The following is a 14,028-nucleotide window of genomic DNA, read 5'->3' as shown; positions in this document are numbered from 1 at the left end:
GCAAACGCCGCAGGATCTGCAGCATATCCGTGGCACCGCTCGCAGGAAACGGTGTCTCTACGGGTGGAGACCCGGGAGCGATCGAGGCCGCCGCGTCCTGGCCTCGCCCATGCTTGGGGCCTTCGACTCTGCGGGAGACGTGCGATGCGGGTTCTGGTGCTCGGAAGCGGCGTGGTCGGTGTCACCACGGCCTATTATCTCGCCAAGGCCGGTCACGCGGTCACGGTGGTGGACCGGCAGCCCGCCGCCGGCATGGAGACCAGCTTCGCCAATGCCGGGCAGGTCTCGCCGGGCTACTCGGCCCCCTGGGCGGCGCCCGGCATCCCGATCAAGGCCATGAAGTGGCTGATGATGCGCCACCGGCCCCTTGTGCTGTGGCCGACCTTCGAACCGCGCTTCTACGGCTGGCTCGCGCGCATGCTCGCGAACTGCACCGAGGACGCCTACATCCGCAACAAGGGCCGCATGGTCCGGCTCGCCGAGTACAGCCGCGACGTCCTGCGCGACCTGCGCGCCGAGACCGGAATCGCCTACGATCATCGCACGCGCGGCACGCTCCAGCTCTTCCGTACCCAGAAGCAGCTCGATCACGTCGGCGACGACACCCGCGTCCTCGACACCTACCGCGTCGCCTATGCGGTGCTGGACCCCGCCGGGTGCATCGCGGCCGAACCGGCGCTGGCCGCGGTGCGGGACAAGATCGTCGGCGGCCTTCGCCTGACCGGCGACGAGACCGGGGACGCGCACCTGTTCACGCAAAGCTTGGCGGTCCTGTGCGAGCGGCTGGGCGTGCGCTTCCGCTACGGGACCCGCATCGACGGCCTCGAGACCGCGGGCGATGCGGTGACGGGCGTGGTCTGCGGCGCCGAGACCCTCCGGGCCGATGCCTACGTCGCCGCCATGAGCTCGTTCACCGCCGCCCTGCTGCATCCCCTCGGCCTGCGGCTGCCGATCTATCCGGTGAAGGGCTACTCGCTGACCCTCCCGGTCACCGACCCCGACAAGGCGCCGGTCTCCACCGTCATGGACGAGACCTTCAAGGTCGCGCTGACGCGCCTGGGCGACCGGATCCGGGTGGGCGGCACGGCCGAGCTCGCCGGTTTCAGCGACGCCCTGCGCGCGCCGCGCCGGGCGACCCTGGAGCGCTGCGTCCGCGACCTGTTTCCGGACGGCGGCGATCTCTCGGCGGCCAAGTTCTGGACCGGGCTGCGTCCGATGACGCCGGACGGCACGCCCATCGTCGGCGCCACCCGCTACGCCAACCTCTACACGAATACCGGGCACGGCACCTTGGGCTGGACGATGGCCTGCGGCTCCGGGCGGATGCTGGCCGACCTCATGTCCGGCCGCACGCCCGACATCGACCATTCCGATCTGGCGCTCGCCCGCTACGGCGCCTGAGGATCTCAGGCCGTGAAGCCCTCCAGAATGAGCATCACCAGCGGAATGGCGAGCCCTGCGAGGACCGTCTGCAGGGCGAGGATGCCGGCCATCAGCGGGGCATCGCCGCCGAGCTGGCGGGCCATGATGTAGGACGAGGAGGCCGTCGGCAGGGTCTGGAACAGCAGGGCTGTGGCGGCGGCCGGGCCGTGCAGGCCGGCGGCGCGGCAGGCCAGGATCGTCACCGCCGGCATCAGGACGAACTTCGCGGCCGAGGCGACGAGGACCGGCCGGAGCCAGGTTCGCACCGTGCCGGGATCGAGGGCGGCACCGACGCACAGGAGCCCGAGGGGGAGGGAGGCCTGGCCGAGCGCCTTCAGGGTCGGCTCGAGGCCCGGCGGCAGGCCGAGGCCCGTGGCCTGCAGGGAGATACCGACGGCGCAGGCGACCACCAGCGGGTTGAGCATGAGCTGTCGAAGGATCGCCCGCGACGAAAGCCGGCCGCCCGAACCGAAGCGGGCGAAGACGAGGACGCACAGGATGTTGACGGTCGGCACGATCGCCGCGTTGGCGACGGCCGCGAGGGCGATCCCCTGCGCACCGAAGAGCCCGGCCGCCGCCGAGACCCCGACATAGTTGTTGAACCGCACCCCGCCCTGGAACACCGAGGTGAAGGCCGCTCCATCGAGGCCGAGCCACGGCCGGATCGCCAGCAGCACCAGGGCCACCGCGAGGGTCGACCCCACGAGGACACCCGCGAGCGCCAGGACCGGGACGCCGTCGAGTCGGGCGGTGGCGAGGCCGTGAACGAAGAGCGCCGGCAGCAGCACGTAGTAGCCGAGGCGCTCCGCCTGAGCCCAGAACGACTCGGCCAGGAGGCCGCTGCGGCGCAGATACACGCCGAGTCCGATCAAAAACGCGATCGGCACGAGGGCGAGGACGACCGTCGCGGTCACGCGCCGCAGCCGACGAAGATGGGGCCGGCGGCGGCGAGACCGGCAGCGGCGAGACCGGCAGCGGAATACAGGCACATGGGACGGGGCTGGGAGGGAGGGCGATGCGTCCTCTTACAGGGGGCGGATTGCAGAATCGTACCCGGCTCGGCACATCGCCGCCGCGCCGAGACCGATTCGCGCACCGGGTTCATCCTGGACGAAAAAACGTCACCCTCGTCCCGCCGAACCCGCAGCCCCGGCCCGCCCGCACGCCGCGCGCGAACCCGCCCGACCCGGAGGAACGGACGCCATGGACCCGTGGCCTTCACGCGCCGCAGCCTTCGCGAAGCCCGAGGCGTCCTGGCCGGTATCACCACAGGTCGTCGACGCGGATCGCGGGCGCTCGGCACCGGAGGTTCGCGTCGATTTTTCGGTGAGGGCGGGCGGCGCCCGGCGCCTCGTCAAGAGCGTCGTCACCGACGCCGATGGGCGCACCGACGCGCCGACCGGCCGGTCGCCGCATCCGGGGAGGAGCGCTCACTTCAGGCGGGCGGCCGCCCAGGCGATGTGGTCCGCCATGAAGGTCGAGATGAAGTAGTACGAGTGGTCGTAGCCCTCGCGCATGTTCAGGGTCAGGGGAATGCCCGCCGTCTTGCAGGCCTCCTCCAGGAGCCACGGACGCAGACCGTCGTCGAGGAAGCTGTCGGCGGTGCCCTGGTCGACCAGGAATTCCGAGAAGCGATGGCCATCGGCGATCAGCGCGGTGGCGTCGTGGGCGCGCCAGGTGCTCGCGTCGGGGCCGAGATACTTCTCGAAGGCGGGCTTCGACCAGCCGGCGGTGGAGGGCTGGGCGATCGGCGCGAAGGCCGAGCAGGACTTGAAGCGGTCGGGGTAGGTGAGGGCGATGGTGAGCGCCCCGTGGCCGCCCATGGAGTGGCCGAAGATGCCCTGGCGGGACATGTCGGCCGGGAATTCCTTGGCGATGAGGGCGGGCAGCTCCTCGGTCACGTAGCTCCACATCCGGTAGTTCGTGGCGTAGGGGGCCTGGGTGGCGTCGAGGTAGAACCCGGCGCCGGAGCCGAACTGCCAGTTATCCGCCCCGTCGGGGATGCCGGGCCCGCGCGGGCTGGTGTCGGGGGCCACGATGATCACGCCGTGCTCGGCGGCCGCCTTGCGGTATTCGCCCTTGTCCATGACGTTGGCGTGGGTGCAGGTCAGCCCCGACAGGTACCACAGCACCGGGACCGGGCCGGCCTCGGCCTGCGGCGGCACGAACACCGCGAAGGTCATCGGGCAGCCCGTGGTCTGCGCATCGTGCTTGTAGACGCCCTGCATGCCGCCATGGGCGCGGGCCTTCGAGATGGTTTCCATGAAGCTGCTCTCCTGATGGGGGCGAGGCTGTCGCCGTCGCCGAACGCGTCTCGGATCCGCGCCGCTCCTCCCCCTTGCGGGGAGGAGTCGGAGGCGGGGGTGGTTGGGCGACCCTGAAGCTCCGGAGGCTGGCGGAGCCACCCACCCCCGACCCCTCCCCGCAAGGGGGAGGGGAAAGCGCATCGTTCCTAGTAAACCACCACCGACCGGATCGACTTGCCCTCGTGCATGAGGTCGAAGCCGTGGTTGATCTCCTCGAGCGGCATGGTGTGGGTGATGAGATCGTCGATGTTGATCTTCCCCTCCATGTACCAGTCGACGATCTTGGGCACGTCGGTGCGGCCGCGGGCGCCGCCGAAGGCCGAGCCCTTCCAGACGCGGCCGGTGACGAGCTGGAACGGACGGGTCGCGATCTCCTTGCCGGCCTCGGCCACGCCGATGACGATCGACTCGCCCCAGCCGCGGTGGCAGCACTCGAGGGCCTGGCGCATCACGTTGACGTTGCCGGTACAGTCGAAGGAGAAGTCCGCGCCGCCGCCCGTCACGTCGAGGATCGCCTGGACGACGTGGTCGTTGCCGACCTCCTTCGGATTGATGAAGTGGGTCATGCCGAACTTAGCCGCCATCTCCTGCTTGTCCGGATTGATGTCGACGCCGATGATCTTGTCGGCGCCGACCATGCGGGCGGCCTGGAGCACGTTGAGGCCGATGCCGCCGAGGCCGAACACCACGACGTTGGCGCCGGGCCAGACCTTGGCGGTGTAGATCACCGCGCCGATGCCGGTGGTGACGCCGCAGCCGATGTAGCAGATCTTGTCGAAGGGCGCGTCTTCCCGGATCTTGGCCAGCGCGATCGCCGGCAACACCGTGAAGTTCGAGAAGGTCGAGCAGCCCATGTAATGGAACAAGGTGTTGGCGCCGCCCGGGCTGCCGCCGGTGGAGACGCAGGAGAAGCGCGAGGTGCCGTCCGGCATCACGCCCTGTCCCTGCGTCGCCCGGATGGCGGTGCAGAGGTTCGTGCGCTGCGACAGGCAGGACTTACAGTTGCGGCATTCCGGGGTGTAGAGCGGGATGACGTGGTCGCCCGGCTTCAGCGCGGTCACGCCGGCGCCGACCTCGCGGACGATGCCCGCCCCTTCGTGGCCGAGGATCGCCGGGAACTTGCCCTCGGAATCGAGGCCCGACAGGGTGTAGGCGTCGGTGTGGCAGATGCCGGTGGCCATCAGCTCGACGAGAACCTCGCCGGCCTTGGGTCCCTCGATGTCGATGGTCTCGATCGTGAGCGGCTTCTTGGCCTCCCACGCGACCGCGGCGCGCGTCTTCATAGCGTTGTCCTTCAGAGCTGTGATGATGACGGACGGCGGCGATGGATGCCGGCGCTTCGCCTCGCTGCACCCGGAGGGTGGCAAGCCGAACGGCCCGAAAATCTGGATGGTGTTTGATGCCTCCGGCGTCGAGATGCAACAGCCGTGCTCGTCCGTTTGCGCCAGGGATGCGAATTTGGAATGACGGGCGCGGCGAGGCGGCAGGATCGGACGGGCCATGAAGGATTGGGATTCGGGACACAGCGCACTGGTCGCGCCGGCGGTGGCGCGCAACCGTGCGGCGATCCTCGCCGTGCTGCGCGACGTCCTGCCCGAGACCGGCACGGTCCTGGAGATCGCCAGCGGGTCGGGCGAGCACGCCGTGCACTTCGCCGCCGCCCTGCCGGGGCTGACCTGGCAGCCGAGCGACCCCGAGCCGGCCTATCGCCGCAGCATCGCGGCCCATGCGGAGGCCGCGGGCCTCGCCAACCTCCGGCCGCCCCTCGACCTCGACGCCACCTCTTCGGCCTGGCCGATCCCGCACGCCGACGCCGTCCTGTGCATCAACATGGTCCACATCGCGCCATGGGCCGCCACCGAGGGGCTGATGGCGGCAGCGGCCCGCACGCTTGCGCCGGGCAGCGTCCTGTTCCTCTACGGCGCCTTCCGCGAGGGTGGGCGGCACACGGCGGAGAGCAATGCCGCCTTCGACGAGGACTTGCGCGCGCGGGACCCGCGCTGGGGCGTGCGCGACCTCGAGGCCGTCGTCGAGACCGCCGCACGGCGCGGCCTGCGCCTCGACTCCCGTCTGACCCTGCCGGCGAACAACCTCGCGCTGGTCTTTCGGCGCGATGCGTCGGCGGTCGGGGCCTGATGTCCGCCAGCCCCGGGACCAGCCCCGAGAATCGATCCCCGCGCGACCGCATCGGGCCGCTTCGGGACTTGTTCGAGGACCGCCAGATCGGGATCTACTTCGCCGCGATGGCCGCGGCCGCCGGCGCGGCACTCACCGTGCCGGGAACCGCCGCGCTGGAGGCCGGGATCGATCCGGCCCTGGCGCTGATGCTGTTCGTGACCTTCCTGCAGGTGCCCCTGCGGGAGCTCGGCCGTACCTTCATCCGTGTCCGCTTCCTGGCCGCCCTCATGGGCGTCAACTTCCTCGCGATCCCGCTGCTGGTCGCCGGTCTCGTTCAACTGCTTCCGGTCGACCCGATGCTGCGTCTCGGCGTGCTGATGGTCCTGCTGACGCCCTGCATCGACTACGTCGTGACGTTCGCGCATCTCGGGCGTGCGGATTCCGGAATCCTTCTGGCCGCGACCCCGGCGCTCCTCGCGGCGCAGATGGCGCTGTTGCCCCTCTACCTGACCGTCTTCCTCGGAGAGGATGCGGCGCGGTTCGTGCGGGTCGGACCGTTCGTCCATGCCTTCGTCTGGTTGATCGCGCTGCCGCTGGCGGCGGCATTCCTCGTGCAGGCCTGGGCAGGGCGGAGCCGCACCGGCCGATGGGCCGCAGCCGTGCTGGGACTTCTGCCGGTGCCCGCGACGGCCCTGGTCCTGTTCGCGGTCATCGCCGCGATGCTGCCGCAACTCGGCTCGGCCCTGGATCAGGCCGCCCAGGTCGTTCCGGTCTACGTGGCCTATGCCGTCGCGGCACCGCTCATCGGCTGGGGAACCGGACGCCTGTTCCGGCTCGACGCGTCCATCGGCCGGACCCTGGCCTTCAGCGCCGCGACCCGCAACTCGCTCGTCGTCCTGCCGCTGGCCTTCGCGGTCCCCGGCGGGGCTCCCCTGCTGCCGGCGGTGATCGTCACGCAGACCCTGATCGAGCTGGCGAGCGCGCTGATCTATGTGCGGCTGCTCCCGAGGCTGGGGCGCGGGGCAGCGGGACCGGCGCCTGCGGAATGAAGAGCGTTCGGACTCTTCTCCGAGCGGCCGGCATCGGATGATCGCGAGAGGGCCGCGCAACGACGAACGGTCGTCGAACCGCGCCCGATCGCTTCGGCTGATCTCGTCGGCGTGAAACATCCCCAAGCCGCGCGCTGGCATCCAGCGTGGGATCGCCCTGAAACCAAGACGGGCCTGCGATCGAAACGCTGCAGCCCGCCATGCCGTGCTGACAGGACAAGCAATTCATCCGACGAACGCGACCGCCCGCCATAGCGTCACGTTTTTCCACATGCTTTAATCCCTCAAAATAGCCGAATGGCGGCATATCGAGGGGAGAAAAGCTGGCGATGGACGTTCGCGTATCAGACGTGTCCTTGTCGGATGCACACACGCCAGGGTGGCTCTCTCGCGAAGCGATCGTCGCCAAGCCCGGCTTCAACCGGTGGCTGGTGCCGCCCGCGGCCCTGGCCATCCATCTCTGCATCGGGATGTCCTACGGGCTGTCGGTGTTCTGGCTGCCCCTGTCCCGGGCGCTCAGCGTCGGCCAGCCGGCACCGGCCTCCTGCCCGGACATGAGCATCGCCACCGCTCTCGTCACCACCACCTGCGATTGGCGTATCAGCGATCTCGTCATCGTCTTCTCCATCGGCATCGTCATGCTGGGCCTGTCGGCGGCGGTGTTCGGCGGCTGGCTGGAGCGGGCCGGCCCCCGAAAGGCCGGCCTCGTCGCGGCCCTGTGCTGGGGCGGCGGCTTTCTGATCGGAGCCTTCGGCGTCTACATCCATCAGCTCTGGCTGATCTGGCTCGGCATGGGCCTGATCGGCGGCATCGGCCTCGGCCTCGGTTACATCTCGCCGGTCTCGACCCTGGTGAAGTGGTTCCCGGACCGCCGCGGCATGGCCACCGGCATGGCCATCATGGGCTTCGGCGGCGGCGCCATGATCGGTTCGCCCCTCGCCACCCTGCTGATCAATACCTTCAAGACCCCGGATTCGGCCGGGGTCTGGCAGACCCTCGCGGTCATGGGTGGAGTCTACATCGTGGCGATGCTCTGCGGCGCCTTCGGCTACCGCGTGCCCCCCGCCGGCTGGCAGCCGGAGGGCTTCACCGCACCGGCCGCCAGGAGCGCGATGATCACCTCGGGCCACGTCCACCTCGACCGGGCGCACCGGACGCCGCAGTTCTGGCTGCTCTGGGCGGTGCTCTGCCTCAACGTCTCGGCCGGCATCGGCGTGCTCGCCCTCGCGTCGCCGATGCTGCAGGAGATCTTCGGCGGCGCGCTGATCGGCCAGCCCGGGCTCGGCTTCGGCCAGCTCGATGCCGGACAGAAGACCCAGATCGCGGCGGTGGCGGCCGGGTTCGTCGGGCTGCTGTCGCTGTTCAACATCCTGGGGCGCTTCTTCTGGGCCTCGATGTCGGACAAGATCGGCCGCAAGGTCACCTACGCGACCTTCTTCGCCCTCGGATGCCTGCTCTACGCGGGTGCGCCCTGGGCGGCGTCGATCGGCTCGAAGGCGCTGTTCGTGACGTTCTTCTGCGTGATCCTGTCGATGTATGGCGGTGGCTTCGCCACGATCCCGGCCTACCTCGCCGACATCTTCGGAACGCAGTTCGTCGGCGCCATCCACGGGCGGCTCCTCACCGCCTGGTCGACGGCGGGCGTGGTCGGGCCCTTCGTCGTGACGGCGATCCGCCAGGCCCAGGTCGATGCCGGCATCCAGGGTGCGGCGCTCTATACCCGCACCATGTACATCCTGGCGGGCTTCCTGGCGGCGGGCTTCGTCGCCAACCTCCTGGTACGACCGCTCGCGGCCCGCTGGTTCATGAACGATGCCGAACTCGCCGCGACGACGAAGGGCGGGAACGCCGCGGTGGCGGGCCGGTCGGGCGATGGCGGCATCGGCCGTGGCGGCGTCACGCCGCTCGCGGTGCTGGCCTGGGCCGCCGTCGGCCTGCCGATCGCCTGGGGCATCTGGAGCACGGTGTCGAAGGCGATGATCCTCTTCGGCTGATCGCCACAGGCCCGCCGCCGGATCCCGACGCCTCCCGGCGTCCGGGCGGCGTGCCGGTCAGGCGATCAGGCGGAGGCCGGCCGGCACGGGCCGTGCCGCCGGCCAGTCGCGGATCGCCTGGAGCGCGCCGGCCAGGGGAGCCGGCCGTCCGAAATGGTAGCCCTGACCGAAAGCGCAGCCCATCCCCGTCAGGAGGTCGGCCTCGGCCGCCTGCTCGATGCCCTCGGCCACCACGGTGACGGCGAGGTCGTCCGCCAGGCGCAGGATCGTCTGCACGATGCCCCGGCTGGTCTGGTCGGCGAGCAGGGTCCGCACGAAGGCCCGGTCGATCTTGAGCGTCGTCACCGGAAGGGTGCTGAGATAGCTCAGCGAGGAATAGCCCGTTCCGAAATCGTCGATGGCGATGCCGAGGCCGGCTTGCCGGCACTGGGTGAGGGCGGCCGCGGCGCGCTCCGGATCGTCCATCAGCATGCTCTCCGTCACCTCGATCTTGAGGCTGGCGGGCGCGATCTCGGTGCGGGCGAGGAAGTCGGCGATCATCTGCGGGAACGAGGCGCCGGCGAGGTCGCGGCCCGAGACGTTGACCGTCATGAACAGGGGGCCGTCGAGCGCGCCCTCGTTGTTCTGAGCCGCGAGCATCAGCTCGGGGAAGACGCGGCCGACCTCGTCGAAGGCGTACGCGGTGAGGTCGACGATGAGGCCGGACGCCTCGGCCGCCGGGATGAACTCGATGGGGGCGACCAGACCGCGGGTCGGGTGGCGCCAGCGCATCAGGGCCTCGAAGCCGGCGAGCCGCCGGGACGACAGCCGCACGATCGGCTGGAAGAACAGCTCGAACTCGCCGTTGCGCAGGCCGGCGCGGATCTCGCGCTCGAGGGACAGGGCGCCGAGGGCGGCCGCGAAGGTTTCCGAAGGCGGCGCATCGGCACCGAGGATGGGCGGCGGGGCGACACCCTTCATCTGCTCCAGGATCGCCACGGTCTGGCGGTAGCGGGACAGCACCACGCCGAGGCACATGCGCAGGATCGGATCCGTCTGGGCGATCCGGTGGGAGAGCTGCTCCTCGGTGATGATGACGAGTTCGCTGGCTTCCAGGGCACGGACCGCGGCCGAGCGCGGCTGCTGATCGAGGATCGCCATCTCGCCGACGATCTCGCCGGGACCGCGATGGGCGAGGATGAGGTCGCCCTCCGGGCGCTCCAGGACGATCTCCAGCCGGCCGCTGACGATGAGGTAGGCGGCGCCCCCCACGTCTCCGGCCGAGAACAGGCGCGCGCCCGCAGGCAGGTGAAGATGGTCCAGGGTCGTCGCTTGGGAACTCGGCACGGAAGGTTCCAGGCAGGGCGCAGTGGTGGCCAGGGCCGGACCGTGGCCGTCGCGGGTTAAGGGCAGGCGAACGGCAAGCGCTTTCTACCCCGCCCTGCGTCCTATCCTTAACGGGATCTCAGCACCGCGGCGCGAGACTGTCCGCGAAGACGTCCCCGCGCGGAGCCCGACGCCCCGATGATCCTGTCACGACGCCTCGTCCCGGTGGGCGCGGCCCTTGCGCTGGTGCTGGCGCTGCTCGGCCTGCGCAGCGCGGCCCCGGCGCCGTTCGAGCGCCTGCGGCAGGCGACCTTCGACGGCTTCCAGCGTCTGAGCCCCCGGGTCACCGCGGACAGTCCGGTCCGGGTCGTGGACATCGACGAGGAGAGCCTGAAGCGGTACGGCCAATGGCCGTGGCCCCGCCACGTGGTGGCGGATCTCGTGGCGGCCCTGCAGGATCTTGGGGCCGGCGTCGTCGCCCTCGACATGGTCTTCGCCGAGCCCGACCGCACCTCTCCGGCGCTCCTCGTCCCGGAATGGGCGCAGCGATTCGGCTTTCGCGCGGCCGAGACCGCGACGCCCCTGCCGGATCACGACGCCGCCCTGGCGGCGGTCTTCGCGCGCGGGCGGGTCGTCGCCGGCTTCGCGCTCACCCCGGGGCCGCAGGGCGCTCCCGTCCCGCGCAGCGCCGGCTTCGCGACGATCGACGGCGATCCCGTCGCCACCGTCCCGTCTTTCGGCGGCTCCGTCCCCAACCTGCCGGTGCTCGATGCGGCGGCGGCGGGCCACGGCAGCTTCGGCGTCGGCGCGGGCAGCGACGAGATCAACCGGCGCCTGCAGCTCCTCATGTCGGTCGGCGGGCGCCTGGTCCCGTCCCTCGCCCTCGACGCCCTGCGGGTGATGCAGGACGAGGAGATCTTCAAGGTGCGGGCCGAGCGCGACGGCGCCATCCTGACCGGCTACACGATCCGCGTCGGCGCGGTCGACGTGGCGGTGGACGCCACCGGCGCGCTGGCCCTGCGCTTCCCGGCGGCCCGCTCGACGCGCACGATCCCCGCCTGGCACGTCCTCGACCCCGCCACGCGCGCCGGCCGGCGCGACGAGATCGCGGGCCGGGCGATCTTCGTCGGCACCAGCGCGCTCGGCCTGTCGGACCTGCGCCCGACGCCGATGTCGCCGTTCGAGCCGGGCGTGAACCTGCACGCCATCGGCCTCGACCAGATGCTCACCGGGGAGGCGCTGATCCGCCCGGCCTGGGCGCTCGGCGCGGAGGTCGTGGCCGCGCTGCTGCTGGGCCTCGCCGCGGCCCTGGCCTGCGCCTTCGCCCGCCTGCGCAGCGCCGGGCTCGGCATCGCCTTCCTGGCCCCCGTGCCGGCCTTCGCCGCCGTGGCGCTCTTCGCCCGAGGCGGCCTGCTCCTCGATCCGACCCTGCCGACCTTCGGCCTCCTCGTCGCCCATGCGGGCGGGAGCCTCGCCCGCTACGCCGGATCGGAGCGCGCGGCCCAGCGCCTGCGCGCGGCCTTCACGCACTACCTCTCGCCGGACCTCGTGGCGGTGCTGGCGAGCGATCCCGGCCGGCTCAAGCTCGGCGGCGAGAGCCGCGAGATGACGTTCCTGTTCACGGACCTCGAGGGCTTCACGGCGATGACCGAGGCCTCCGGCGCCGAGGCCCTGGTCAACCTGCTCAACGCCTATCTCGACGGGATGTGCTCCATCGCGATGGCCCATGGGGGCACCGTCGACAAGATCGTCGGCGACGCGGTGCACATCATGTTCAACGCGCCCCTCGACCAGCCCGACCATGCCGAGCGGGCGGTGGCCTGCGCGCTCGCCCTCGACGACTTCGCGGAGACCTTCCGGCAGGGGCAGCGGGCCGAGGGCGTGCCCTTCGGGGCGACGCGCATCGGCATCAACACCGGGCGCGCCGTGGTCGGCAACTTCGGCGGCACGCGGCGCTTCGACTACACGGCCCACGGCGACGCCATCAACACGGCCGCGCGGCTCGAATCCGCCAACAAGGCCCTGGGCACCCGCATCTGCATCGCCCGCACCACCTGCGACCAGGTCTCCGGCGTCAGCTTCCGCCCGATCGGGACCCTGATGCTGAAGGGCAAGTCCGTGGGCGTCGAGGTGTTCGAGCCGGTGCGGCAGGCCGCCGGCAACCTGAGCGCCTATCGCGAGGCCTTCGGACGCCTGGTCGCCGGCGAGGCGGGGGCCGCCGAGGCCCTGCTGCGCCTGCACGAGGCCGACCCGGACGACCCGATCCTGGCGCTGCATGCCCGCCGGATCCGCGCCGGCGAGCGCTCGGTCCGCATGGCGGCCTGATCGGCGGCCTGATCGGCGCCTGAACGCCGGATCAGCCGACGATCAGCAGCACCACGAGGGCGATGTTCGTGACCTGGTGCAGGAACTGGTCGAAGCCCATCAGCCACCAGAAGCGCGGGTCGGTCATGGGCCAGCGCGTCCGCTGGGCGACCAGGGTCTTGCCGCGGTCGATCAGCCCGTGGACGACGAGGTCCAGAAGGGCGAGCCACCACAGGGCCGGCCGGTAGAGCAGGGCGATCGCCAGGGTGCCGAGGGCATGGGTGCCGGCATGGACCGCGAGCGGCGCCGCCCAGCCGTCGACCCGCTCCTTGCCGCGGGCCATCCAGTCGGTCTGCGCGACGAAGTCGATGAGGTAGTGCTTGGCCGCCATCGCGACCATGAGGGCGGCCAGCGTCGACAGGGGGACGGGCGTGTCGAGGGCCTGCACCAGGACGATCTCCAGGAGGGTCGGGCGGGCCGGGCGCGCCGCACCGCCCGGCTTACCATGGTCGAAGGCGACCGGAACGGCAGGCGAGATCCCACCGCCCGGCATCCGGTTGCGCGGGGCGTCAGCGCCTCAGGGTCGGAACGAAGCGGGCCTGGTCGCTGATCGTGATCGTCGCGACGGCCCGCTTGGTGCGGTCCTCCGGCCAGGGAGCGGCCGCCTCCGGCGCCCGGCCGCCATACACCATGGTGCCCTCGCCCTTGCGCATCAGCACGCTGCCGCGCTTGGTCTTCAGCAGCACCTCGCCGTCGAGGACGAGGACGCCGTAGCCCCCGTCGATGGCGCCGCCCCAGACCGTGGTCCCGCGCACGCCGAGGGTCCCGACGGCCGTCTTGATCGCGACGTTGCCGCCGCTCGGCCCCTCGATCTTGCCGCCCACGAAGAGGAAGGCGCCGCGGGCCACCGAGAGGGCGAGCTTCCCGCCCTGGGCGCCGGGCTTGTAGACGAACTCGTCCACCGTGATCCTGCCGTTCTCGCCGAGGGTCAGGACGGTGTCGTCGGCGAGCTTCGCCTCGAGGCGGGATTCGGCGCCGGTGCGGATCATGTCCTTGAAGAACACCGGTCCCTGCGGAGCCATGTCGCGGGCTTGGCCGGCCTGCGAGGCCACGGCCTGGCGGTCGACCTTCGCGACGACGCCGACCTGCTGGGGGGCGGCCTGGGCCGGCACGAGCGCGGCGAGGGACAGGGCAGCGAAGGCGCCGGCAACTTTCATCGTCACGGTGATCGTCCACGAAACAGGGGAAGGGGAAGCGTAGGGGAAGGGGAAGGAAATCGAGCACGTCGATGGCGCGGCGCGCCCGTCCGCCTGGGCGCCGGACGGGATGGCATCGGTGCACGTCCTGCCTAAGGCCGATGCTCTTAAGGCATCGCTAAGTCACCGCATCCGATCCAGATGAACCGTCTGTTCTTCTTCCCGAATTCCCGAGCGTGACCCCGAAGGCCAAGAACAAGGCAAGGTCGTTGCGGCCGGGCGAACGGTGTGCCCGGTGCATGGAGCCTCGCGGCACCGGGGGTACCGGGCCGTG

The 14,028-nt window shown here is 71.0% G+C and carries 12 protein-coding genes; 6 read left to right on the top strand and 6 right to left on the bottom strand.

From position 1 onward, the window contains the following. Positions 1–144 precede the first annotated feature (144 nt). On the top strand, positions 145–1,401 hold the full coding sequence (locus ACLBWX_RS04360) for a D-amino acid dehydrogenase (protein WP_447675855.1): 1,257 nt from the start codon (positions 145–147) through the stop codon (positions 1,399–1,401). Between the two features lie 5 nt (positions 1,402–1,406). Here the strand turns inward: ACLBWX_RS04360 and ACLBWX_RS04355 are convergent, their stop codons facing one another. From ACLBWX_RS04355 to ACLBWX_RS04345, 3 genes are all read right to left on the bottom strand, one after another. Further along, the gene (locus tag ACLBWX_RS04355) at positions 1,407–2,336 is read right to left on the bottom strand and encodes an AEC family transporter (RefSeq protein ID WP_447675854.1); all 930 of its coding nucleotides are present in this window, start codon (positions 2,334–2,336) and stop codon (positions 1,407–1,409) included. Positions 2,337–2,852: 516 nt separating this feature from the next. Next, positions 2,853–3,686 carry an S-formylglutathione hydrolase gene (gene fghA / locus ACLBWX_RS04350; protein ID WP_447675853.1) on the bottom strand — a complete coding sequence of 278 codons (834 nt, stop codon included), beginning with the start codon at positions 3,684–3,686 and terminating at the stop codon, positions 2,853–2,855. Positions 3,687–3,874: 188 nt separating this feature from the next. Then, complete coding sequence (locus tag ACLBWX_RS04345; RefSeq protein WP_447675852.1) at positions 3,875–5,011, bottom strand: S-(hydroxymethyl)glutathione dehydrogenase/class III alcohol dehydrogenase; 1,137 nt, start codon at positions 5,009–5,011, stop codon at positions 3,875–3,877. 22 nt (positions 5,012–5,033) lie between these two features. On the opposite strand from ACLBWX_RS04345, the gene ACLBWX_RS04340 reads away from it, so the two are divergent. The 4 genes from ACLBWX_RS04340 to ACLBWX_RS04325 all read left to right on the top strand — a co-directional run bounded on the left by ACLBWX_RS04340 (position 5,034) and on the right by ACLBWX_RS04325 (position 8,889). Beyond that, positions 5,034–5,195, top strand: coding sequence for a hypothetical protein (locus tag ACLBWX_RS04340; RefSeq protein ID WP_447675851.1), 162 nt, complete (start codon positions 5,034–5,036; stop codon positions 5,193–5,195). A gap of 33 nt (positions 5,196–5,228) precedes the next feature. Next, entirely contained in the window at positions 5,229–5,864 is a 636-nt protein-coding gene (locus ACLBWX_RS04335; protein ID WP_447675850.1) for a DUF938 domain-containing protein, read from the top strand. Further along, a complete protein-coding gene (locus ACLBWX_RS04330) occupies positions 5,864–6,895 on the top strand; it encodes an arsenic resistance protein (protein ID WP_447675849.1) in 1,032 nt (343 codons plus the stop codon). Before ACLBWX_RS04335 ends, ACLBWX_RS04330 begins: the two co-directional genes overlap by 1 nt. Positions 6,896–7,224: 329 nt before the next feature. Beyond that, positions 7,225–8,889 carry an OFA family MFS transporter gene (locus ACLBWX_RS04325; protein WP_447675848.1) on the top strand — a complete coding sequence of 555 codons (1,665 nt, stop codon included), beginning with the start codon at positions 7,225–7,227 and terminating at the stop codon, positions 8,887–8,889. A 57-nt stretch (positions 8,890–8,946) separates the two neighbouring features. Here the strand turns inward: ACLBWX_RS04325 and ACLBWX_RS04320 are convergent, their stop codons facing one another. After that, the gene (locus tag ACLBWX_RS04320; protein ID WP_447675847.1) at positions 8,947–10,215 is read right to left on the bottom strand and encodes an EAL domain-containing protein; all 1,269 of its coding nucleotides are present in this window, start codon (positions 10,213–10,215) and stop codon (positions 8,947–8,949) included. Between the two features lie 177 nt (positions 10,216–10,392). On the opposite strand from ACLBWX_RS04320, the gene ACLBWX_RS04315 reads away from it, so the two are divergent. Further along, complete coding sequence (locus ACLBWX_RS04315; protein ID WP_447675846.1) at positions 10,393–12,519, top strand: CHASE2 domain-containing protein; 2,127 nt, start codon at positions 10,393–10,395, stop codon at positions 12,517–12,519. Positions 12,520–12,550: 31 nt separating this feature from the next. Here ACLBWX_RS04315 and ACLBWX_RS04310 read toward each other — a convergent pair whose 3' ends face one another. Together ACLBWX_RS04310 and ACLBWX_RS04305 are read right to left on the bottom strand one after the other, a co-directional pair. Then, positions 12,551–13,051, bottom strand: coding sequence for a DUF3307 domain-containing protein (locus ACLBWX_RS04310; RefSeq protein WP_447675845.1), 501 nt, complete (start codon positions 13,049–13,051; stop codon positions 12,551–12,553). Positions 13,052–13,067: 16 nt separating this feature from the next. Then, positions 13,068–13,715, bottom strand: a complete 648-nt coding sequence (locus ACLBWX_RS04305) for a FecR family protein (protein WP_447676058.1) — start codon at positions 13,713–13,715, stop codon at positions 13,068–13,070. Between the last annotated feature and the right edge of the window lie 313 nt (positions 13,716–14,028).

Source organism: Methylobacterium sp. M6A4_1b, assembly GCF_053345175.1.
The sequence above is the reverse complement of the archived record's forward strand: the minus strand, read 5'-3'. Positions and strand labels throughout refer to the sequence as shown.

Coding starts and splice junctions, on each gene's coding strand:
- ACLBWX_RS04360 (WP_447675855.1), top strand. CDS start 145: ATGCGGGTTCTGGTGCTCGGAAGCGGCGTGGTCGGTGTCACCACGGCC.
- fghA (WP_447675853.1), bottom strand. CDS start 3,686: ATGGAAACCATCTCGAAGGCCCGCGCCCATGGCGGCATGCAGGGCGTC.
- ACLBWX_RS04345 (WP_447675852.1), bottom strand. CDS start 5,011: ATGAAGACGCGCGCCGCGGTCGCGTGGGAGGCCAAGAAGCCGCTCACG.
- ACLBWX_RS04340 (WP_447675851.1), top strand. CDS start 5,034: ATGATGACGGACGGCGGCGATGGATGCCGGCGCTTCGCCTCGCTGCAC.
- ACLBWX_RS04335 (WP_447675850.1), top strand. CDS start 5,229: ATGAAGGATTGGGATTCGGGACACAGCGCACTGGTCGCGCCGGCGGTG.
- ACLBWX_RS04330 (WP_447675849.1), top strand. CDS start 5,864: ATGTCCGCCAGCCCCGGGACCAGCCCCGAGAATCGATCCCCGCGCGAC.
- ACLBWX_RS04325 (WP_447675848.1), top strand. CDS start 7,225: ATGGACGTTCGCGTATCAGACGTGTCCTTGTCGGATGCACACACGCCA.
- ACLBWX_RS04315 (WP_447675846.1), top strand. CDS start 10,393: ATGATCCTGTCACGACGCCTCGTCCCGGTGGGCGCGGCCCTTGCGCTG.
- ACLBWX_RS04310 (WP_447675845.1), bottom strand. CDS start 13,051: ATGCCGGGCGGTGGGATCTCGCCTGCCGTTCCGGTCGCCTTCGACCAT.
- ACLBWX_RS04305 (WP_447676058.1), bottom strand. CDS start 13,715: ATGAAAGTTGCCGGCGCCTTCGCTGCCCTGTCCCTCGCCGCGCTCGTG.